The organism is Paraburkholderia graminis C4D1M, from assembly GCF_000172415.1.
Taxonomy (GTDB): domain Bacteria; phylum Pseudomonadota; class Gammaproteobacteria; order Burkholderiales; family Burkholderiaceae; genus Paraburkholderia; species Paraburkholderia graminis.
Genome location: NZ_ABLD01000010.1, coordinates 97,143 through 116,648 on the forward strand (window position 1 = coordinate 97,143; position 19,506 = coordinate 116,648).

Sequence of the window (19,506 nt, forward strand, 5' to 3'; positions counted from 1 at the left end):
TTCAGTATGATTCCGGCGACTAAGGAAGCCTGAGCCAAACTACACGGCCAATCGTCAATGGCCTAAATAATCGGGCCAAAGTGCCGTTAATTCGCTGAACCCTACAAAAGAAGTCTGGATTGTCCCCCGGCTGGAAATTGCCGGTCCGCGCGGCGCGCATACGCTGTGACGGCTGCGTATTCCGTCAGGCGCTTCAGCCTCTCCTTGCTTCAACGCGCGAACACCGATATGCCCGATCCGCACTGGACCATTCCGGTCGCTCGCTGGTCTAGCTGGCCTGCTGCCACCACCGCCGCACCCGACATCGGTTTTATCGAACCGATCGTGCGGCGGCGTCTCAGCACGCTCTCGAAAGCCGCGCTGAAGGTGGCGCACGATTGCGTCGGGGCCGACGAGGCGCGCGTCGTCTTCGCGTCGCGGCACGGCGAACTGCGCCGCACCACGGAGATTCTGCGCGCCATCAGTTCCGGCGAGCCGGTGTCGCCGACGGCCTTTAGCCTCTCGGTGCTCAATGCGATGACGGGCGTGTTCGGCATCGCGCGCGGCGACCGCTCGGCGGCGAGCGCCATTTCGGCGGGCCCGGAAACGCTCGGTTATGCGCTGCTCGAGGCGTATGCGCAACACGCAACGCAATTGGCGTCACCGGTCCTGCTGGTCTACGCCGACGAACCGGCCGACCCCGCATACGGAACGATCGACGATGAAGTGCAGGGCGGCGCGATCGCGCTGCTCTTGAGTAACGAAACGGCGCTCGGCCATCTGGTCTGTACACAGTCCGCGTCGCCGCGCCTGCACGATTCGGAGCCCGCAGCAACCCGCTTCGCCACGCAAAGCCAGGCGCTGCTGCATTGTCTTGAAACCGGCGAGCCCGCGGCCTGGCAAGGCGCCGGCGTCCTTTGGCAGTGGGAGTGGCATGACCGCGCGGCTTGACTACACGTGGCGATTCTTCGCCACGGGCATGGCTTTCGTCGTGTTCGGCATCTGCGGCGTGCTGTTTTCGGTGCTGGTGTTTCCGCTCGCGTGGCTGTGGCCGCATCGTGCGTCGCGGCAGTTCGCGGTGACGAGCATCATCCACTGGTTTTTCCGCGCGCTCGTCGGCGCGTTGCAGCTGATCGGCGTGATGAAGCTCGAAGTGTCGGGCGGCGAGGCGCTGCGCGCGCGCGGTCCGTCGATCGTGGTGGCCAACCACCCGACCTACCTCGACGTGATGGTGCTGCTTTCGCTCACGCCGCACGCATGCTGCGTCGTGAAAAACGCGCATTGGAGCAACCCGTGTTTCTGGGGCATCGTGCGTTCGGCGGAATACGTGAGCAACGCCGATCCCGCAGAGCTCGTCGAAGCAGGCGCAAGGCAGCTCGCGGCAGGCTATACGATGATCATTTTTCCCGAAGGCACGCGCAGTCCCGCGCGCAACCGGCTGCATGCGTTTTCGCGCGGCTTCGCGCACATGGCGCTGAAGGTGGACGCGCCGATCGTGCCGGTGCTGATGGATTGCGATCCGCCCGCGTTCACGAAACAGATGCGCTGGTACGACGTGCCGGCGCGAGCGTTCCGCATGCGCGTGAACGTGCTGGAGCCGCTCGGCGTCGAGCGGCTCGCGGCAGACGACACAACACCGGCTCTCGCTGCGCGCAGCGTGACGAGCGCCGTCGAAGCACACATTACCCGGCACCTGTTCGATTATGGATTCTTTAAAACTGGAAATTAAGCAGCTTCTGATCGAGGCACTCGATCTGGAAGACCTGAGCCCCGCCGATATCGACGACGATGCACCGTTGTTCGATACCGACGGTATCGGTCTCGATTCGATCGACGCACTGGAAATCGGCATCGTGCTGCGCAAACAATATCAATTGACCATTGCGGCAAACGACGACCGCACGCGCGAGCACTTTCGCTCCATCAGCACGCTGGCCGCGCTGGTGGCAAGTCAGCGCGAAGCGGCGCACGCCGCGAACGAAACCAACAGCAAAGGGGAATGACCGTGTCCGAGGCAGAGATTCTTGAACGCATCCGCGCCATCTTTAAAGAGAACTTCGCAATCGAGCCCGAGCGCGTGACACCCGACGCGCATCTGTTCGAAGACCTCGATCTGGACAGCATCGACGCGGTCGATCTCGCGATCAAGCTCCAGGAAATGACCGGGCGCCGCATCAAGCCGGAAGAGTTCAAATCGGTGCGCACGGTCGGCGACGTGATCGGCGCGGTCGAATCGCTGCTGGCGGCTCAAGGCTGATGCCGGCAGTGCGTTCGCGCACACGGGCGGCCGATCAGCCCGCCGCAAGCGCTTCGTCCGCGGCTGAACGCCATTGGCTGAAGGCGGTCGTGCAAGTGCTGGTGAAGCTCGCGTATCCCGCGTTGATTCTGTGCGCGTGGCGTTGGGACACGCCGCGTTACGTCGGCTGCATGCTGTTTGCGATTCTGTGGCTGCAGCGCTGGGCAGGCAGCGGTCCGGTCGCGACTTCGCTGCGGCGTCTTTCCGCCATCGACTGGACCGTGGTCGGCTTGCTGAGCTGCGCGTCGGCGGCCATCGTGCTCACCAACAGCGAGCTGCTGTTGCGCCTCTATCCGTCGCTCGTCAATCTCGGGCTCCTGATCGCGTTCGGCGCGACGCTCGTGCGCGGTCCGTCGATGGTCGAAAAATTTGCGCGCCTCGGCAAGCCCGACTTGCCGCCGGGCGCAGTGCGCCACACGCGGCGCGTCACTCAGGTGTGGTGTGTGTTCTTTCTACTGAACGGTGCTTTTTCCGCGTATACCGCGCTCTACTGGAGCCGCGCAAGCTGGTCGCTGTATAACGGCGCGATTGCCTATCTGCTGATCGGTGTGCTGCTGATCGCCGAGGTCGTGTGGCGCTATCTCGTCGTGCTGCCGCGAGCCGCGCGTTCGGAGGCGGCGTGATGATCGCGTTGCACGACCTGTTGTCCATTCCGCTCGATGCCGCCGCTTCACGCGTTGCCGTTTGCCGCGATCGCACGGCGCTGCTCGATCGCGCCGCGTTTCGCGCGCGCGTCGCGGCGCTCGTTGCGCTGGTGCAATCGCAAGCGGCGCAACGCTATGCACTGTGTATCGACGATCCGTTCGATTTCGCGTGCGCGTTGTTCGCGCTCTTCGCGTGCGGCAAGGAGCCGGTGATTCCGGCGAACGCGACGCCCGGCTATCTTGCCGATCTCGCCGACGCGTACGACGTCGTGCTGACCGACGCGACGCTGCAGTTGCATGCGCAAGCCGATGCGCAAGCCGAGGCAGCCGCGTCCGCGCTCGACAAAAACATCGACCCCCAAGCGCCGCTCACGCTCTACACCTCGGGCAGCAGCGGCCGTCCGAAGCCGATCCGCAAAACGCTCGCGCAGTTCAACGCCGAAGTGCACACGCTCGAGAAGCAGTGGGGCGCGCTCGTCGGCGACGCAACCATGCTCGCGAGCGTGCCGCATCACCATATCTACGGTCTGCTGTTTCGCGTGATGTGGCCGCTTGCCGCCGGCCGCGCATTCGATCGCGAGATCAGCATTGAACCGCTGCATCTGCAAACGCAGATCGCGCAATGCGGCGCGGCCGTGATCGTATCGACGCCCGCGCAGTTGTCGCGCTGGCCCGCGCTGCCAGGCTTCGCCGCATTGACGCCCGCGCCGCGCGCGTTTTTTTCGTCGGGCGGTCCGCTCGCGCTCGAAGCCGCGCAGCAATATGCGGCGGCTTACGGCGCCGCGCCGCTCGAAATCTACGGCAGCACGGAAACGGGCGGCATTGCATGGCGTCGTCAGGACCAGACCGATGCATGGCAAGCGACGACCGGCATCGAAGTGCGTTGCGACGAAGACGGTGCGCTCAATGTGCGCTCGCCGCATCTCGATCATAGCGGCTGGCATCGCACCGACGACAAAATCACGTTCGACGCGCAAGGCCGTTTCCGTTTGCAAGGCCGTCTCGATCGCGTGCTGAAGCTCGACGGCAAGCGTGTGTCGCTGCCGGAACTCGAAGCGCGTCTCGCGCTGCATCCGTATGTGATGCAAGCGGCAATCGCGCCGCTCGAAGGCGGCGCGCGTGAGCGCGTCGGCGCGGTCGTCGCGTTAACCGAAGCGGGCAACGACGCTTTGCGCGACGAAGGCCGCGTGGTCCTCGCACAAAACCTGCGTCGCCATCTCGCCGACTACTTCGACGCGGTCGTGTTGCCGCGCCATTGGCGCTTCCGTCTCGCGTTGCCGTTCGACGCGCGCGGCAAGCTGCCGGTGTCCGCGGTTGCCGCGGCGTTCGAGCCGCGCGCCGAAGGTTTCGAGCTGCTCGCCGAAGCGCGCGCAGGCGACACGCTGCACTACGAACTGCGCGTGCCGCCCACGCTGATTCATTTCGCCGGCCATTTTCCCGGACTGCCGATTCTGCCGGGCGTCGTGCAAGTCGATTGGGCGGTGCGTCTGGCCGCCGAACAACTGCCGTGCGCGCACAGCGTCGCGTCCGTCGACCGGTTGAAGTTCATGGCGCCGGTGTCGCCGGGTTCGGTGTTGAAGCTCACGCTCGCGCACGATAGCGCGCGTCAGCGCGTGCAGTTTGCGTACCGCGTGAACGAGCGCGATTGCGCATCGGGCGTGATCGTTTATCGGGAGAGCGCGTGATGAATTTCGCTCCCTGCATCGTGATCCCGATCTACAACCACAAGGAAGCGATCGGCGCGACCGTCGCGCATCTCGCGGTGCACGGCTTGCCGATTTTCATCGTCGACGACGGCAGCGACGAAGCCACCCAACAGGTGCTCGCCGAGCTTGCACAGCAATACGTGCAGCAAGTCTCGCTGCTGCGTCTGCCGGTCAACGGCGGCAAAGGCGCGGCTGTGATGGCGGGCCTGCGCGCCGCGCGCAACGCGAAGTACACGCACGCATTGCAGATCGACGCGGACGGCCAGCACGACGCCAATGACGTGCCGCGTTTCATCGAAGCCGCGCGCGCCGAACCCGGCGCAGTCATTCTGGGCCGTCCGGTGTATGACGAGAGCGTGCCGAAAGCGCGCCTCTACGGCCGTTATCTGACGCATGTGTGGGTGTGGATCGAAACGCTGTCGCTGACCATCCGCGATTCGATGTGCGGCTTTCGCCTCTATCCGCTTGGGCTCGCGTGCGAGTTGATCGACAGCGTGCAGTTACCCACGCGGATGGACTTCGACATCGAGATTCTGGTGCGCCTGTATTGGCGGCGCGCCGCGTTTCGCGCGATTCCCACGCGCGTCACGTACGCAAGTGACGGCGTCTCGCATTTCGACGTGCTGTGGGACAACGTGCGCATCAGCCGCAGTCACACGCGGCTCGTGTGCGGCATGCTGCTGCGTCTGCCGATGCTCGTCGCGCACAAGTTCATGCCGCGCCGCGCGGTGCTCGCGGACGTGCAAAGCGAGCCGAACGCGCAGGACTGGTGGCGTATCGCGGAGCGCGGCAGTCACCTCGGCATGTCGTTGCTCGCGCTCAGTTGCAAGCTGTTCGGCCGACGTTTCACCGCGCTATGGCTGCATCCGATCGTCGCGTATTTTCTGCTGACGGGACGTGCCGCGCGCGAGGCCTCGGCCAATTACTTCACGCGTTTGCGCGAGGCCGCGCCGCATGGCGAGACGCCGCGACCCGGCTGGCTGTCCGCGTATCGACACATGCTGGCGTTCGCGCAATCGGGCTTCGACAAGCTCGCCGCGTGGTCCGGCCGCGTCAACAATGCCGACGTCAAGTTCGAAGATCCTTCGGCGTTCGAAGCATTGGTCGCGAGCGGCAAGGGCGCGCTCGTGATCGGCGCGCATCTCGGCAATCTGGAGATGACGCGTGCGCTCGCCGCGCAGGGCGCCTACGCGAAAGTCACGGCCGTCGTCTATACGGAACATGCGCGGCGCTTCAATAGCGTGCTCGCGTCGGCGAACAGCGAGTTCGCGCGGCATCTGCTCGAAGTCGCGGACTTCGGGCCTGAAACGGCGATGCTGATGCAGCAGCGTGTCGACGCCGGCGAACTGCTCGTGATTGTCGGCGACCGCGTGCCTGCGCACGAAGCGGGCCGCACCACCCAGGCGCGCTTTCTCGGCGCCGATGCGCCTTTCGCGCAGGGCCCCTACGTGCTCGCGCATGCGCTCGGTTGTCCGGTGTATCTGTTCTTCTGCCTGAAAGAGCAGGGCGGTTATCGTCTTTACTTCGAGCCGTTCGCGGAGCGCATCGAGTTGCCGCGGCGCGAACGCACGCAGCATCTCGCGGCGTGGGCGCAGCGTTATGCCGCGCGTCTCGAACATTATTGCCGCAAGGCACCTTATCAATGGTTCAACTTCTTCGATTTCTGGGCCAGCCCCAAGCGAGGCGCGAATGGCCGAACATGATCTGATCGACGCGCCGGATGCCGGCGTGCAAGCGGTTTCAAATCGCGGCGGCAACGCGGCTCCGGTGGTGATCGGCGCACGCAAGCTGACTATCGAGGACGTCGTCGCGATCGCGCAGCATCGCGCGCCGGTCGCATTGAATACGGACCCCGAGTGGCGCGCGCGCATTCAACGCGGCGCGGATTTCCTGCGCCGCCATCTCGCGGCGGGCGCGACGGTCTACGGCGTCAACACCGGTTACGGCGACGCCTGCGTGGTCGATGTGCCGATGGAACTCGTCGAAGCCTTGCCGCTGCAACTCACGCGTTATCACGGCTGCGGCATGGGCCGCTATCTCGACGACGGCGAGACGCTTGCCGTCATCGCCGCGCGTCTGAACTCGCTCGCGTATGGTTTTTCGGGCGTGCGCCCCGTGCTGCTCGAACGTCTCGCGGACCTCGTCAATCATCGCGTGCTGCCGCGTATTCCGGCCGAAGGATCGGTCGGCGCGAGCGGCGATCTCACGCCGCTTTCATATGTCGCCGCCGCACTCGCGGGCGAACGCGAAGTCATGTTCGAAGGACGTCTGCGCGACGTGCGCGAAGTGTGGAGCGAACTCGGACACACGCCGCTCACGCTCGCGCCCAAGGAAGGCCTCGCGCTGATGAACGGCACGGCAGTCATGACCGGACTCGCGTGTCTCGCGTTCGCGCGCGCGGATCATCTGACGCGGCTCGCCGCGCGCCTGACCGCGCTGTGCACCGTCGCGCTCGACGGCCGCGCCGCGCATTTCGACGCGACGCTCTTCGAAGTGAAGCCGCATGCGGGCCAGGCCGAAGCCGCCGCCTGGATTCGCGCCGATCTCGAAGGACGCGACGATACGCCGGGTCATCGCTTGCAGGACCGCTATTCGATTCGCTGCGCGCCGCATGTGATCGGCGTCGGGCGCGATGCGCTGAGCTGGGTGCGCCGCGACATCGAAAACGAATTGAACAGCGCGAACGACAACCCGCTGATCGACCCCGACAACGAACGTGTTTTGCATGGCGGCAACTTCTACGGCGGCCATATTGCGTTCGCGATGGACTCGCTGAAAGTGGCCGTCGCGAATCTCGCCGACCTGATGGACCGGCAACTGGCGCTGCTCGTCGACGTGAACTTCAACAACGGTTTGCCGCGCAACCTGAGCGGCGCAGCGCCCGCGCGTGCGGCCATCAATCACGGCTTCAAGGCCGTGCAGATTTCGTCGTCCGCGTGGACGGCGGAGGCGCTGAAGAACACGATGCCCGCCAGCGTGTTTTCGCGTTCGACCGAAGCTCACAATCAGGACAAGGTCAGCATGGGCACGATCGCCGCGCGCGACTGCCTGCGTGTGCTCGAATTGACCGAGCAGGTCGCGGCCGCGCATACGCTTGCCACCGTGCAGGCGGCGCAGTTGCGCCTGCGAATCGACAGTGCGACGCCGGTGCCCGCGCCGTTGCAAACGTTCGTGGAAAACGTCGGCGCACAATCGCCTTTCGTCGACGAAGACCGCGCGCTCGAATCCGACCTGCGCGCACTGACCGCGCGCATCGCCGCATGCGAGTTGCTGCACGACTATCGCGGAGGCTCAGAAGCATGAGCGCCGCCCGCAAGGTATTGAGCGCGAGCGCGACGGTCGAAGTGCCGTTTCACGACGTCGACGCGATGAACGTGTGCTGGCACGGCCATTATCTGAAGTACTTCGAGATCGGCCGTGCGGCGCTGTTGCGCGCGTTCGATTACGACTACCGCGAAATGCAGGCGTCGGGTTATCTGTGGCCGATTGTCGAAGCGCACTTGAAGTACGTGCGTCCGGCAACCTACGGCCAGAAACTCGACGTGCGCGCGCAACTGCTCGAACACGAAAACCGCCTGAAAATAGGCTATGAAATCGTCGATTGCGCGTCGGGCGCGCGGCTCACGAAGGGCTACACGATTCAGGTGGCTGTCGATGCCGCGACGCAGGAATTGCAATTCGTGTCGCCGCCCGTCGTGTTCGAAAAACTGGAGCGCGTATGGGCAGCATGAATTGCTACGGGCGACTAAGCAAAGCGCTATGCAACGCGCTATGCGCTCTCGCGCTTTCGGGCGCATTCAGCGTGGCCGCATCGCCGGCTTCGGCAGCATCCGCGGACGGCAACCCCGCACTCGTCTCGCAGATCGCATCGCACCTTGCCGCGGCCAAGGGCGTGCGCGCGCAGTTCACGCAGACGCAGACACTCGCCGCGATGAAGCAGCCGCTCGTCAGCACGGGCTCGCTGCTGTTCGTGCGCGAGCGCGGCGTGATCTGGCAAATCGCGACGCCGTACAAAGCCACGTATGTGATTACCGATGCAGGCGTCGCCGAAGTCAACGCCAACGGTCAGCGTGTCACCGCGCACAGCGCGCAGGGCACGCGCGGCGTCGCGCAAGTCTCGAAGATGATGCGCGCGATGCTCGGCGGCGATCTGTCCGCACTGTATTCGCAATTCGACGTAGAGGCCGAAGGCAGCCCCACGCACTGGCGCATGCAGCTCACGCCGAACCAGCCGCAAATCGCGCAGTCCATCAAAGGCTTGCAGATGAGCGGCGGCGATTATCTGCAGAACCTGCGCATTGCGCTTGCCAACGGCGATACGACGCAACTCGAGTTCAGTAAAAGCGAGGCGGTGAGCGAACTCGCGCCGGCCGAACGCAGCCTGTTCGGGACGCCGTAATGGATTTGCTGCGACACAGATCCGCGAGACAGACATGGGGCGTGCGCGCCGCGTGGCTCGCGCTCGCGCTCGTCGCAGCGCTGTATTGCGGCTGGCGTTTCGCGGGACCGTCACCGTTGCAGACCAATTTGCTCGCGCTGTTGCCCGCGACCGAAGCGGACCCCGTCGCGGAAAAAGCCGTCGATATGCTCGCGAGCGCGCTCGGCGACCGCACCGTTTTTCTCGTCACGAGTCACGACGACGCGCACGCGAAAGCGGCGGCGAAACAGCTCGGCGCATCGCTGCGGACAAGCGGCGCATTCGCTTCGGTGACGGCGGAATTGCCGCCGTTCGATCTGTCGCAAATCGCGGCGTTGTACATGCCGTATCGCTTCGGCTTGCTGACGCCTGCCGATCGTGCGGCAATCGCCGGCGGGAACGCAGCGGATTCGACGCTGCGCGATGCGCTGGCTCAGCGCATCTACAGTCCGCTGCGCGGCGGACTCACCACGTCGCTATCGGACGACCCGTTCGGCTGGCTCGAACATTGGCTCGGCAATCTGCCGCTTGCCACGTCGAACCTCGAACTCGAGGACGGTCTGCTCGTCTCGCATCGAGGCAATGCGACAAGCGTGCTGATCGTCGCGACGCTGCCCGGCTCGGCCTATGAAACGAAGACGCAGCACGCGGTGCTCGGCGCGTTGGCGCAAGGCGAAAGCGCGCTGAAGCACGCGTTCCCCGATGTGTCGGTGGCGCGCACCGGCGCCGTGTTCTACGCCGAATCGGCGCGCAGCGCATCGGAGCGCGAAGTGCACGCGATCGGCATTGCGTCGCTCGTCGGCATTGCGTTGCTGATGATGTGGGTGTTCCGCTCGCCGCGCCTGCTGCTGCTCGGTTTCGTCTCGACCGCGCTCGGCATTGTCTGCGCGCTTGCGGTCACGTTGCTCGTATTCGGCAAGCTGCATCTGCTGACGCTCGTGTTCGGCGCGAGCCTGATCGGCGAAGCCGTCGATTATTCGATTCAGTATTTCGTCGTCTATCTCGGCGCGGGGCGAGACTGGGATGCGCGGCGCGGCGCACGCGCGGTGCGTCCCGCGTTGAGCGTCGCGCTGGCCACAAGCCTGCTCGGCTACGCGATCCTGACATGGGTGCCGTTTCCCGCGCTCAAGCAGATCGCGTGCTTTGCAATGGCGGGCATCGTGACGGCGTTCGCTTCGGTGATGTGGCTGTTGCCGGCGTTGCTGCCGCACGCGCCGAAGCGCAGCCCGCGGCGTCTGTTCGAGCGCGCCGCGCGCCTGCTCGGCGTGTGGCATCGCATGATCGGCGGCAAGCGCGCGTGGTTCGTCGCCGCGCTGCTGCTGATTGCCGCGATTCCTGGCTGGCTGCGCCTCACGAGCGACGACGACATCCATCTGCTGATCCAGCGCGATGCGTCGCTCGTCGCGCAGGAAGACAAGGTGCGCGAAGCGGTCGGCGTGGATAACAGCGCGCAGTTTTTCGTCGTGCGCGGCGCGACGGCGGACGTCGTGTTGCAGCGGGCCGAAGCGCTCGGCGCGAAACTCGACGCGTTGAACGGCACGGCGGACAAGACGGGCGGTTATCAGTCGGTTGCGCAATTCGTGCCGTCCGCGCGTCGGCAGAATGAAGACCGTGCGTTGCTCGCGCAACATCTGTTTAACGACCCCGCCGCGTTGCGCGCGACGCTGCTGCAAGCAGGCTTCAAAGACGAAGTCGCCGATGCGTGGATCGCGGCTCAAGCGAAGCGGCAAGCGCTGTTGAGTATCGACTCATGGCTCGCCGCGCCGTGGTCGCAACCGTATCGGCATTTGTGGCTCGGTCAGGTCGACGCGGCGAGCCATGCGTATGCGGCCGTCGTGATTCCGCAAGGCGTGACGCCGCGCAACGAGTCCGCGTTGATCGCCATCGCGCAGGCGCTGCCGGGTGTCGCGTTCGTCGACAAAGCCGCGAGCGTGTCGAAGCTGTTCGGCGCGTATCGCGTGGATAGCGGCTGGTGGCTCGGCGGCGCGCTGACGCTCGTTCTGGTTCTGCTGATCGTGCGTTACGCTGCGCGTCGCTGTGTCTCACCGAATGCAGGCGGCGCAGTCTCTCTGCTTGAGCGCGTGCGCGGCGGCGTCGCGGTGACGTTGCCGGTGCTGCTCGCTGTCGGCGTCACGCTCGCCGCATTCGGTTATGCGCGGGTGCCGCTCAATCTGTTCAACTGGCTTGCGCTGATGCTCGTGCTCGGCGTGGGCGCAAACTACGCGGTGTTTCTGCGCGAAGGATGCCTGCGCGCGGACGCCGACCTCGGCGCGGTGTGGACCGGCGTGTTGTTGTCGGCGGCGACCACGCTGCTGTCGTTCGGCATGCTCGGCATGAGCGCGATGCCCGCGTTGAAGAGCTTCGGCGCGACGCTCGCGCTCGGCATTGCGGTATCGGTGCTGCTTGCACCGATCGGCATGCCATCGGAAACAAGGAGGGCCGCATGAAAGCGCCATCAGTTTATTTGCACGCGCTCGGCATGATCAACGCGCTCGGCGGCGACCTCGACAGCATCGTGCCGGCGCTCGCGGTGGGCGACGCGCGCGGCATGGCAAGCGTGCACACGGGTATCGGCGACGCGTTTGTCGGCAGCGTCGTGACGCCGCTCGAACTCGCGCCGTCCGCGGATCTTGCGCGCTACGACTGCCGTAACAACCGCTTGCTGCTCGCGGCGCTTGCGCAGATCGCGCCTGCCGTCGACGCAGCGCGCGAGCGCTATGGCGCGCATCGAATCGGCGTGGTGCTCGGCACGAGCACGTCGGGCATCGAAGCGGCCGAAGCCGCGTTCGTCTATCAGGCACAAGCGGGCGCGCTGCCGTCGAGCTTCAATTACCGGCAGATGGAGATCGGCACGGCCGCGCCGTTCGCGGCCGCGGCGCTCGGGGTGAAAGGGCCGGCGTATACGATCTCGACCGCCTGCACGTCGAGCGCGAAGGCGTTCGCATCGGCGCGGCGCTTGTTGCAGTTGCAACTATGCGACGCGGTCGTGGTGGGCGGCGTCGATTCGTTATGCGAGCTCACGGTGCAAGGCTTTGCGTCGCTCGAATCGACGAGCAGCGCGCGCAGCAATCCGATGAGCCGCAATCGCTGCGGCATCAATGTCGGCGAAGGCGCAGCCGTGTTCCTGATGAGCCGCGACGAAGCGGCGGTGCGTCTTGCGGGCGTCGGCGAATCGAGCGACGCGCATCACATTTCGTCGCCCGATCCGCAAGGCGTGGGCGGCGAACTCGCGTTGCGCGAGGCGCTGGCCGATGCGGGCATTGCGCCGTCGTCTATCGGCTATGTGAATCTGCACGCCACGGCGACGCGCAAGAACGACGAGATGGAAGCGAGCCTGATGTCGCGCGTCTTTCCCGAAGGTGTCGCGACGAGCGGCACAAAGCCGCTGACCGGTCATCAACTGGGCGCCGCGGGCGCGACGGAGCTTGGCTTCGTGTGGCTCACGCTCGCGCGTCAGGACGTTGCGCTGCCGCGCCATCTGTGGGACGGCGAGGCCGACCCGGCGCTGCCCGCGCTCGACCTCGTGGAAACCGAACGTTTCTTGCCGCGCGAGGCGGCCACGCAGGGAGGCACCCGATACGCGATGAGCAACTCGTTTGCATTCGGCGGCAGCAACGTCAGCCTGATTCTTGCAGGATGAGCGCGATGAACGACACGCTAACTATCGACGAACTGCTGCAGCAACCGATCGAAGCGATCATCCCGCATCGCGGCACCATGCTGCTGATCAACGGGGTCAACACGTTCAGCGAAGAGACGCTGACCGCGCGCGCGACCGTTCACGCCGACGCATGGTACGCCGACGCGCAAGGCGCGATGCCCGCGTGGATCGGCATCGAACTGATGGCGCAGACCATTGCCGCGCATGTCGCGCTGCTGGCCATGCGAGGCGGCGGCCGTGCGCGGCCCGGCGTGCTGCTCGGTTCACGCAGCTACAAGGCGTTGCAGCCGAGCTTCGCAGGCGGCGCACAACTGCTGGTTCACGCAACGGAACTGCTGCGCAGCGAGGAAGGCCACGGTGCGTACGAATGCACGATTCAAGACGGCGACGTGTGCTGCGCCGAAGCCGTGATCAAGGTGTTTCAGCCAGCCGATTTTCAGTCATTCATTGAGGGGAGTTTCAGTTCATGAGCCGGCGTGTTCTCGTTACCGGCGCAAGCCGCGGCATTGGCCGCGCGATTGCGTACCAGTTGGCCGCCGACGGCTTCGCGGTGTCCGTGCATTGCCGGACCGGACGCACCGAGGCCGAAGCGGTCGCAACGGGCATCGCCGCGCAGGGCGGCACCGCGCGCGTGCTGCAGTTCGACGTGCGCGAGCGCGCGGTATGCCGCGAAGTGCTCGAAGCCGATGTCGCGGCGCATGGCCCGTACTACGGCATCGTATGCAGCGCCGGCGTGACGCGCGACGCCGCGTTTCCCGCGCTCAGCGACGAAGACTGGGACATCGTGATCGAAACCGGCCTCGACTCGTTCTACAACGTCGTGCATCCGTTGACGATGCCGATGGTCCGCGCGCGCAAGGGCGGTCGCATCGTGACGATCGCGTCGGTGTCGGGCGTGATGGGCAATCGCGGCCAGGTGAACTACAGCGCGGCGAAGGCGGGTCTGATCGGCGCGACCAAGGCGCTCGCGGTCGAACTGGCGACGCGCAACATCACTGTCAATTGCGTGGCGCCCGGTCTGATCGAAACCGGCATGCTCGAAGAGATGCAGCTCGAACACGCGCTGAAGACGGTGCCGATGAACCGCGTCGGGCAGCCTGCGGAAGTCGCGTCGGTGGTCAGCTTCCTGATGTCGGATGCGGCCTCGTATGTCACGCGCCAGGTGATCGGCGTCAACGGCGGGATGATCTGATGAAGCGAGTCGTCATTACCGGCATGGGCGGCGTCACCGCGCTCGGCGATAGTTGGGACGCCATCGAAGCGCGCCTGAAAAGCGGCGTGAATGCCGTGCGGCGCATGCCCGAGTGGGACTACTTCGAATCGCTGCATACGCGGCTCGCGTGTCCGTTGCCGGGCTTCGTCGCGCCCGCGCATTATCCGCGCAAGAAAACGCGTTCGATGGGCCCTGTGTCGCTGTATTCGGTGCGCGCAAGCGAACTCGCGCTCGCCGATGCGGGCCTCGCCGACGACGCCGCATCAAGGACGGCCGCATGGGCGTCGCCTACGGTTCGTCGTCGGGTTCGGTGCAGCCGATCCGCGCGTTCGGCACGATGCTTGAAACCGGCTCGATGAGCGACGTCACATCGAACAGCTACGTGCAGATGATGCCGCACACCACGGCCGTCAACGTGAGCCTGTTCTGGGACCTCAAGGGGCGCATCATTCCGACCTCGTGCGCGTGCGCGTCGGGCAGCCAGGCGATCGGCTACGCGTATGAAGCGATTCAGACGGGCAAGCAGACGCTGATGCTCGCGGGCGGCGCCGAAGAATTGTCGGGGCCCGCCGTCGCCGTGTTCGACACCTTGTACGCAACGAGCACGCGCAACGACGAGCCGCATCTCACGCCGCGTCCTTTCGATGCCGCACGCGACGGCCTCGTGGTCGGCGAAGGCGCGGCCACGCTCGTGCTGGAGGAATACGAACACGCGGTGGCGCGCGGCGCGCGGATTCACGCCGAGATTGTCGGCTTCGGCTGCAATTCGGACGGCGCACACATGACGCAGCCGACCGCGGAAACGATGGCGCTCGCAATGCAGCTCGCGCTGAACGACGCGCAGCTTCCGCCCGACGCAATCGGGTATGTGAACGCGCACGGCACGTCGACGGATCGCGGCGATGTCGCCGAAAGCCACGCGACCCTTCAGACCTTCGGCGAACGCATGCCGATCAGTTCGCTCAAGAGCTATGTCGGGCATACGCTCGGCGCGTGCGGCGCGCTCGAGGCGTGGTGGACCATCGAGATGATGAAGCGCAACTGGTACGCGCCCACGCTGAACCTGAACAATGTCGATCCGGCTTGCGCGCCGCTCGACTACATCGTTGGCACGGGCCGCGAGATCGACGCCGAACTCGTGATGAGCAACAACTTCGCGTTCGGCGGCATCAATACGTCGCTGATCTTCAGGCGCGTTCGATGAGTGTGAAGCTGCAACGCGTCGTGGTCACGGGCATGGGCATCGTGTCGTGCCTCGGCAATACGCTCGACGAAGTGTCGGCCGCGTTGCGTGCAGGCACGTCGCGCATCGAGCGGATCGACGCATGGCGCGAGCGCGGTTTCGGCTCGCAGGTCGCGGGCGTCGCATCGGTCGATAGCGAGCCGCCGTTCGAGCGCAAGCTCGAGCGCTTCATGGGCGATACCGCGCGTTTCGCGTGTCACGCCGCGAAGAAAGCGATTCACGACGCCGGCCTCGACGCCGCCATGCTGCGCTCGCCGCACGCGGGCACGGTGATCGGCTCGGGCGTCGGCACCATGTCGAGTTACGACGCGGCGATGGCCGTTGCGAACACGCGCGGCGTCGAAAAAGTGCCGCCCTATACGGTGCCGCATGCAATGAGCAGCACCGCGTCGGCGAATGTCGCGCAGGTGTTCGGGCTCGAAGGCGTCAGCTATTCGCCGTCGTCGGCGTGCACGACGTCCGCGCTCGCGATCGGCCAGGCAATGCAACTGATCCAGACCGGCCGTCAGCAGATCGTGCTCGCGGGCGGCAGCGAGTCGTTGCACGACAACATGACGCTGATGTTCGACGCGATGGGCGCGCTGTCGCGCCGCTTCAACGATACGCCGCAGCGTGCGTCGCGTCCTTATGACAGCGAGCGCGACGGCTTCGTGATCGCGTCGGGCGGCGGCGTGCTCGTGCTGGAGGCGCTGGATCACGCGTTGGCGCGCGGCGCACGCATCTACGCGGAGCTGACGGGATTCGGTGATTGCACCGACGCCGGCATGGTCACGCCGCGCGCGGCGGGCATCGCGAGGGCGATGCGCGGCGCGCTGAACGAAGCCGGCAAGGCACCGGATTACATCAACACGCACGCACCATCCACGCCGCTTGGCGACGTCGAGGAATTGCGCGCGTTGACGCAAGTGTTCGGCGCGGCTTCGGAGCGAGGCATACCCGCGTTTTCGTCGACGAAGGGCATGACCGGGCATCCGCTTGGCGCTTGCGGCGCGCACGAGGCGATCTACACGCTGCTGATGATGCGCGACGGTTTCATCGCGGGGACAACGGGGATCGAAAGCGCGGGGATTGAAAGCGCGGAGCCGGCAATCGACGGCATGCCGCTCGTGCGCGAGACGCGCGACGCGCGCATCGATACGGCGATGTCGGTCTCGTTCGGATTTGGCGGCAGTTGCGCGAGCTTGATGTTCGAGGCGTGGCGGGGCGGCTGAAACGGCCGCGATTTTAAAAACGAGGGTAATAAGAATGACAAAAGCAACGAAGAGAATGGTGAAAGCAGCGCTCATGCTGGGCACATTGACGATGGCAGCCGCAGCGCTGACGGGCTGCGCGACGCAAGTCAAATCGCTGCCGCTCGCGGCTGCGGGCGGCGAATCGCGCGGCGCCGTGCCGGTGTATTTCGGCGAGCAGAATCATCCGGCGGTGAAGCGCGACCTCGGCGACGTTTCGTACTCGGTGCGCATTGCGCGCAAGGTCGCCGATGCCGACGACGCATGCCGCGACGCGCTTACCGAAGCCATCGGCAAGCTGCGCGCGGCGGCACGCGAACGCAGCGCGAATGCGGTGATCGACATCAAGACGCGCTTTCACAGCAGCGAGAGCAATTCGTCGCGCGAGTTCACCTGCGGCGTAAGTCAGAGCGCCGCGGCGATTGCAGTGAGCGGCAGGCTCGTCGTGCTCGAGGCGAACTAAGGCGCGCTCGCTCGTGAGGCAATAGTAGATACGTCAATCGTAAAACGGATAACAACCAGCAAAGGAGTATCAATGAAACGCCATCTGATGTCTGTCACACTCGCCGCTTCGTTCACCATGCTGAGCGCTGCACCGGCTTTCGCACGCGACACGGTGGAAAACTATCCGATCGAACCGGCGTTGCATAGCGAGCCGGGCAAGGTCAGCGACGACATCGCATTGTATTTCGCGGGCCAGCGGCATCCGGCCGTCGCGAAGAAGATCGGCGAGTTCGCCACCAACAAGAAGACCAACGCGTTCGGCAAGAGCGATACCGACGCGTGCCAGCATGTGTTCCTGTCGGCGGTGATCGAGTTGCAGGACCGCGCGCGCAAGGAAGGCGGCAACGCGGTCATCAACATCAAGAGCAACTACAAGAACGAAGTGCGCGAGAGCGCGACCGAGTTCACCTGCGGCGCGGGCGCCGTGATTGCCGGCGTCGCGCTGAAGGGCGATGTCGTCACGCTGCGTAAGTAAGCAGGCTAAGTAAGCCAAATAAGCGGGCTGCGGAGCACCTGATTCAATCGGCCTTGACCGCCGCGACATTGACGAGCGTCTCGCGGCGCTTGCCGGGTTGCGGACGGTAAAGGCCGAGCCGTTCCAGCAGACCGAAGTCTTTGGCGCGGCTCCACCAGAGGTAGGGCAGCGAGACGTTGCGTTCGGTAAAGCTGAAGCCGCCGCGACGGATCATGTCGAGATAGCCATCCGCGCTTTTTTGCACCTGCATAGGATGGCGAAACAATAGCCGGATCACCCACGATCTGATGTACGCGTCGGTGGATTCGGCGAACAGCAGTACGCCGCCTGGCTTCAGCACGCGGCGGAACTCGGCGAGCGCGCGGTCCTGCTCGACGAGATGATGGAAAGTCTGATGGCAGAACACGATGTCGGCGCTTGCATCGGGCAGCGGCAATTCGGCGCAGTCGCCGTGCAGCAGCTCGATGTCGGCGACTTTATCGCGGCAGGCTTGAGCCGCATTCGCGGCGAGCGCGAGAGACGGCTCGTGATAGTCGATGCCGACAATGCGGCGCGGCTTGAACGCATCCGCGAGCAGACGAAACGAAATGCCTTGTCCGCAGCCCACGTCGACGATGACGGGCGCCGCGGGCAACGGTGTGTCGATCAGACGCTTGAGGTCGTCGATCGCGACACGCAGCACGTGGTGTTCCCACGTATGCGTGCGCAGGAACCAGATTCCGAATGCGGTTTCCGGCACGAAGGGCACGGTGGATGGATGAGACGGCGGCACGCTGGGCTCCCCGGAAAAAACGGTTCTTTCTGTTAGAGATGCAATGTAACAAGGCGTAAGGATGCAGCGTAATGCTGCGTCGAGCAAGCAAACGATTGAGGCAAACTTGAGTACACATGTCATGAAGCATTTGGCGGCCGATGTCGTCATCATCGGCGCGGGGCCGGCCGGGGCAGTTGCCGCGGCGTTGCTCCGCAAGGCGGGCCGCTCGGTGCTCGTGCTGGAGCGTCAGCACTTCCCGCGCTTTTCGATTGGAGAGAGCCTGTTGCCGCAAAGCATGGCTTATCTCGAGGAAGCAGGGATGCTGCAAGCGGTGGTCGAAGCAGGGTTCCAGTACAAGAACGGCGCACAGTTCGTGTATCGCGACCGGTCGTCGTCGTTCGATTTCCGCGACAAGCATTCGGCGGGATGGGGCACGACGTATCAGGTCGAGCGCGCGGCGTTCGACGACATCCTGATTCGCTGCGCGGCCGCGCAGGGCGCCGACGTGCGCTTCGGCCACACGGTGCAGGCGGTTCATACGGACAGCGTTGCGCCGCGCGTCGACGTGACCGACGAGGCCAGTCATGCGTATCAGATCGAAGCGCGCTTCGTGTTCGACGCGAGCGGCTTCGGCCGCGTGCTGCCGCGTCTGCTGAATCTCGAAGCGCCCACGCGCATGCCGACGCGCGCGGCGCTGTTCTCGCATGTGTACGACGGTCTGCCGGCCGGCGCGCATGATCGCAACAAGATCTGCGTGGCCACGCACCCCGAGCGTCGCGACGTGTGGTTCTGGATGATTCCGCTCGCGGGTGGACGGTCGTCGGTGGGCTGCGTCGCGGAGTCGAGTTTTCTCGATGTGCCGGAAAACGAACGCGAGGCGATGCTGCGCGCGCTGATCCAGAAGGAGCCGACGTTCAACCGGCTGATCGGCGACGCGCCGTTCCTGATGCCGGTGCGTCACATCGGCGGGTACTCGGCGAATGTCGAGCGCTTGCATGGGCCCGGCTATGCGCTGCTCGGCAACGCGGGCGAGTTTCTCGATCCGGTGTTTTCATCCGGCGTGACGATCGCGCTGCGCTCGGCGCATCTCGCGGTGCAGACCTTGAACCGTCAACTGGACGGCGAGCAGGTCGACTGGTCCGCGCAATACGATGTGCCTTTGCGCAAGGGCATCGACACATTCCGCGCATTTGTCGAGCGCTGGTATACGGGCGAGTTGCAGGACATCATTTTCTATCCGGACCAGACGCCGTCGATTCGCCGCATGATCAGCTCGGTGCTCGCAGGCTACGCATGGGACGAATCGAACCCGTATGTCGCCGATCCGGTGCGCAGGCTCAACGCGTTGCACGAGGTGTGCACGCAGCGTTGATCGCGCTTTGGTT

The 19,506-nt window shown here is 65.1% G+C and carries 19 protein-coding genes and 1 pseudogene; 19 read left to right on the forward strand and 1 reads right to left on the reverse strand.

Translation table 11 applies throughout. The features are described from left to right. Positions 1-228 precede the first annotated feature (228 nt). From BGRAMDRAFT_RS17820 to BGRAMDRAFT_RS17905, 18 genes and pseudogenes are all read left to right on the forward strand, one after another. Positions 229-930: a beta-ketoacyl synthase chain length factor gene (locus BGRAMDRAFT_RS17820; protein WP_006050193.1), complete on the forward strand. Its 702-nt coding sequence runs from the start codon at positions 229-231 to the stop codon at positions 928-930. After that, the gene (locus tag BGRAMDRAFT_RS17825; protein ID WP_006050194.1) at positions 914-1,708 is read left to right on the forward strand and encodes a lysophospholipid acyltransferase family protein; all 795 of its coding nucleotides are present in this window, start codon (positions 914-916) and stop codon (positions 1,706-1,708) included. The genes BGRAMDRAFT_RS17820 and BGRAMDRAFT_RS17825 overlap by 17 nt, the downstream gene beginning before the upstream one ends. After that, positions 1,683-1,982, forward strand: coding sequence for a phosphopantetheine-binding protein (locus BGRAMDRAFT_RS17830; protein WP_006050195.1), 300 nt, complete (start codon positions 1,683-1,685; stop codon positions 1,980-1,982). Before BGRAMDRAFT_RS17825 ends, BGRAMDRAFT_RS17830 begins: the two co-directional genes overlap by 26 nt. Next, positions 1,979-2,236 carry an acyl carrier protein gene (locus BGRAMDRAFT_RS17835; protein WP_006050196.1) on the forward strand — a complete coding sequence of 86 codons (258 nt, stop codon included), beginning with the start codon at positions 1,979-1,981 and terminating at the stop codon, positions 2,234-2,236. Before BGRAMDRAFT_RS17830 ends, BGRAMDRAFT_RS17835 begins: the two co-directional genes overlap by 4 nt. Continuing rightward, positions 2,236-2,898 (forward strand): COG4648 family protein, encoded by a 663-nt coding sequence (locus BGRAMDRAFT_RS17840; RefSeq protein ID WP_006050197.1) that lies wholly within the window; start codon positions 2,236-2,238, stop codon positions 2,896-2,898. Before BGRAMDRAFT_RS17835 ends, BGRAMDRAFT_RS17840 begins: the two co-directional genes overlap by 1 nt. Continuing rightward, positions 2,898-4,604: an AMP-binding protein gene (locus BGRAMDRAFT_RS17845; protein WP_006050198.1), complete on the forward strand. Its 1,707-nt coding sequence runs from the start codon at positions 2,898-2,900 to the stop codon at positions 4,602-4,604. The genes BGRAMDRAFT_RS17840 and BGRAMDRAFT_RS17845 overlap by 1 nt, the downstream gene beginning before the upstream one ends. Next, positions 4,604-6,328 (forward strand): glycosyltransferase family 2 protein, encoded by a 1,725-nt coding sequence (locus BGRAMDRAFT_RS17850; protein ID WP_006050199.1) that lies wholly within the window; start codon positions 4,604-4,606, stop codon positions 6,326-6,328. The genes BGRAMDRAFT_RS17845 and BGRAMDRAFT_RS17850 overlap by 1 nt, the downstream gene beginning before the upstream one ends. Beyond that, positions 6,315-7,928 carry an HAL/PAL/TAL family ammonia-lyase gene (locus BGRAMDRAFT_RS17855; protein ID WP_006050200.1) on the forward strand — a complete coding sequence of 538 codons (1,614 nt, stop codon included), beginning with the start codon at positions 6,315-6,317 and terminating at the stop codon, positions 7,926-7,928. The genes BGRAMDRAFT_RS17850 and BGRAMDRAFT_RS17855 overlap by 14 nt, the downstream gene beginning before the upstream one ends. Beyond that, positions 7,925-8,356 carry an acyl-CoA thioesterase gene (locus BGRAMDRAFT_RS17860; protein WP_006050201.1) on the forward strand — a complete coding sequence of 144 codons (432 nt, stop codon included), beginning with the start codon at positions 7,925-7,927 and terminating at the stop codon, positions 8,354-8,356. Before BGRAMDRAFT_RS17855 ends, BGRAMDRAFT_RS17860 begins: the two co-directional genes overlap by 4 nt. Continuing rightward, positions 8,344-9,024: an outer membrane lipoprotein carrier protein LolA gene (locus BGRAMDRAFT_RS17865; protein WP_006050202.1), complete on the forward strand. Its 681-nt coding sequence runs from the start codon at positions 8,344-8,346 to the stop codon at positions 9,022-9,024. Before BGRAMDRAFT_RS17860 ends, BGRAMDRAFT_RS17865 begins: the two co-directional genes overlap by 13 nt. Beyond that, complete coding sequence (locus tag BGRAMDRAFT_RS17870; RefSeq protein WP_006050203.1) at positions 9,024-11,489, forward strand: MMPL family transporter; 2,466 nt, start codon at positions 9,024-9,026, stop codon at positions 11,487-11,489. Before BGRAMDRAFT_RS17865 ends, BGRAMDRAFT_RS17870 begins: the two co-directional genes overlap by 1 nt. Further along, entirely contained in the window at positions 11,486-12,682 is a 1,197-nt protein-coding gene (locus BGRAMDRAFT_RS17875) for a beta-ketoacyl-[acyl-carrier-protein] synthase family protein (RefSeq protein WP_006050204.1), read from the forward strand. Before BGRAMDRAFT_RS17870 ends, BGRAMDRAFT_RS17875 begins: the two co-directional genes overlap by 4 nt. A gap of 5 nt (positions 12,683-12,687) precedes the next feature. Further along, the gene (locus tag BGRAMDRAFT_RS17880) at positions 12,688-13,173 is read left to right on the forward strand and encodes a hotdog family protein (protein WP_006050205.1); all 486 of its coding nucleotides are present in this window, start codon (positions 12,688-12,690) and stop codon (positions 13,171-13,173) included. Further along, positions 13,170-13,895, forward strand: coding sequence for a 3-ketoacyl-ACP reductase FabG2 (locus tag BGRAMDRAFT_RS17885; RefSeq protein ID WP_006050206.1), 726 nt, complete (start codon positions 13,170-13,172; stop codon positions 13,893-13,895). The genes BGRAMDRAFT_RS17880 and BGRAMDRAFT_RS17885 overlap by 4 nt, the downstream gene beginning before the upstream one ends. Continuing rightward, positions 13,895-15,120: pseudogene (locus tag BGRAMDRAFT_RS17890) on the forward strand (beta-ketoacyl-ACP synthase). The gene BGRAMDRAFT_RS17885 and the pseudogene BGRAMDRAFT_RS17890 overlap by 1 nt, the downstream one beginning before the upstream one ends. Continuing rightward, complete coding sequence (locus BGRAMDRAFT_RS17895) at positions 15,117-16,370, forward strand: beta-ketoacyl-[acyl-carrier-protein] synthase family protein (RefSeq protein WP_006050208.1); 1,254 nt, start codon at positions 15,117-15,119, stop codon at positions 16,368-16,370. Before BGRAMDRAFT_RS17890 ends, BGRAMDRAFT_RS17895 begins: the two are co-directional and overlap by 4 nt. Before the next feature lie 55 nt (positions 16,371-16,425). Then, positions 16,426-16,851, forward strand: coding sequence for a hypothetical protein (locus BGRAMDRAFT_RS17900; protein WP_044021313.1), 426 nt, complete (start codon positions 16,426-16,428; stop codon positions 16,849-16,851). A 72-nt stretch (positions 16,852-16,923) separates the two neighbouring features. Then, a complete protein-coding gene (locus BGRAMDRAFT_RS17905; RefSeq protein WP_006050210.1) occupies positions 16,924-17,367 on the forward strand; it encodes an excinuclease ABC subunit A in 444 nt (147 codons plus the stop codon). Between the two features lie 43 nt (positions 17,368-17,410). Here the strand turns inward: BGRAMDRAFT_RS17905 and BGRAMDRAFT_RS17910 are convergent, their stop codons facing one another. After that, positions 17,411-18,139 carry a class I SAM-dependent methyltransferase gene (locus tag BGRAMDRAFT_RS17910; protein WP_006050211.1) on the reverse strand — a complete coding sequence of 243 codons (729 nt, stop codon included), beginning with the start codon at positions 18,137-18,139 and terminating at the stop codon, positions 17,411-17,413. 121 nt (positions 18,140-18,260) lie between these two features. Between BGRAMDRAFT_RS17910 and BGRAMDRAFT_RS17915 the strand changes: the two genes are divergently transcribed. Continuing rightward, complete coding sequence (locus tag BGRAMDRAFT_RS17915) at positions 18,261-19,493, forward strand: NAD(P)/FAD-dependent oxidoreductase (RefSeq protein WP_006050212.1); 1,233 nt, start codon at positions 18,261-18,263, stop codon at positions 19,491-19,493. Positions 19,494-19,506 lie beyond the last annotated feature (13 nt).

Excerpts from the sequence above, each read along its gene's own strand:
- BGRAMDRAFT_RS17820 (WP_006050193.1), top strand. The coding sequence starts at position 229 with ATGCCCGATCCGCACTGGACCATTCCGGTCGCTCGCTGGTCTAGCTGG.
- BGRAMDRAFT_RS17825 (WP_006050194.1), top strand. The coding sequence starts at position 914 with ATGACCGCGCGGCTTGACTACACGTGGCGATTCTTCGCCACGGGCATG.
- BGRAMDRAFT_RS17830 (WP_006050195.1), top strand. The coding sequence starts at position 1,683 with ATGGATTCTTTAAAACTGGAAATTAAGCAGCTTCTGATCGAGGCACTC.
- BGRAMDRAFT_RS17835 (WP_006050196.1), top strand. The coding sequence starts at position 1,979 with ATGACCGTGTCCGAGGCAGAGATTCTTGAACGCATCCGCGCCATCTTT.
- BGRAMDRAFT_RS17840 (WP_006050197.1), top strand. The coding sequence starts at position 2,236 with ATGCCGGCAGTGCGTTCGCGCACACGGGCGGCCGATCAGCCCGCCGCA.
- BGRAMDRAFT_RS17845 (WP_006050198.1), top strand. The coding sequence starts at position 2,898 with ATGATCGCGTTGCACGACCTGTTGTCCATTCCGCTCGATGCCGCCGCT.
- BGRAMDRAFT_RS17850 (WP_006050199.1), top strand. The coding sequence starts at position 4,604 with ATGAATTTCGCTCCCTGCATCGTGATCCCGATCTACAACCACAAGGAA.
- BGRAMDRAFT_RS17855 (WP_006050200.1), top strand. The coding sequence starts at position 6,315 with ATGGCCGAACATGATCTGATCGACGCGCCGGATGCCGGCGTGCAAGCG.
- BGRAMDRAFT_RS17860 (WP_006050201.1), top strand. The coding sequence starts at position 7,925 with ATGAGCGCCGCCCGCAAGGTATTGAGCGCGAGCGCGACGGTCGAAGTG.
- BGRAMDRAFT_RS17865 (WP_006050202.1), top strand. The coding sequence starts at position 8,344 with ATGGGCAGCATGAATTGCTACGGGCGACTAAGCAAAGCGCTATGCAAC.
- BGRAMDRAFT_RS17870 (WP_006050203.1), top strand. The coding sequence starts at position 9,024 with ATGGATTTGCTGCGACACAGATCCGCGAGACAGACATGGGGCGTGCGC.
- BGRAMDRAFT_RS17875 (WP_006050204.1), top strand. The coding sequence starts at position 11,486 with ATGAAAGCGCCATCAGTTTATTTGCACGCGCTCGGCATGATCAACGCG.
- BGRAMDRAFT_RS17880 (WP_006050205.1), top strand. The coding sequence starts at position 12,688 with ATGAACGACACGCTAACTATCGACGAACTGCTGCAGCAACCGATCGAA.
- BGRAMDRAFT_RS17885 (WP_006050206.1), top strand. The coding sequence starts at position 13,170 with ATGAGCCGGCGTGTTCTCGTTACCGGCGCAAGCCGCGGCATTGGCCGC.
- BGRAMDRAFT_RS17895 (WP_006050208.1), top strand. The coding sequence starts at position 15,117 with ATGAGTGTGAAGCTGCAACGCGTCGTGGTCACGGGCATGGGCATCGTG.
- BGRAMDRAFT_RS17900 (WP_044021313.1), top strand. The coding sequence starts at position 16,426 with ATGGTGAAAGCAGCGCTCATGCTGGGCACATTGACGATGGCAGCCGCA.
- BGRAMDRAFT_RS17905 (WP_006050210.1), top strand. The coding sequence starts at position 16,924 with ATGAAACGCCATCTGATGTCTGTCACACTCGCCGCTTCGTTCACCATG.
- BGRAMDRAFT_RS17915 (WP_006050212.1), top strand. The coding sequence starts at position 18,261 with ATGAAGCATTTGGCGGCCGATGTCGTCATCATCGGCGCGGGGCCGGCC.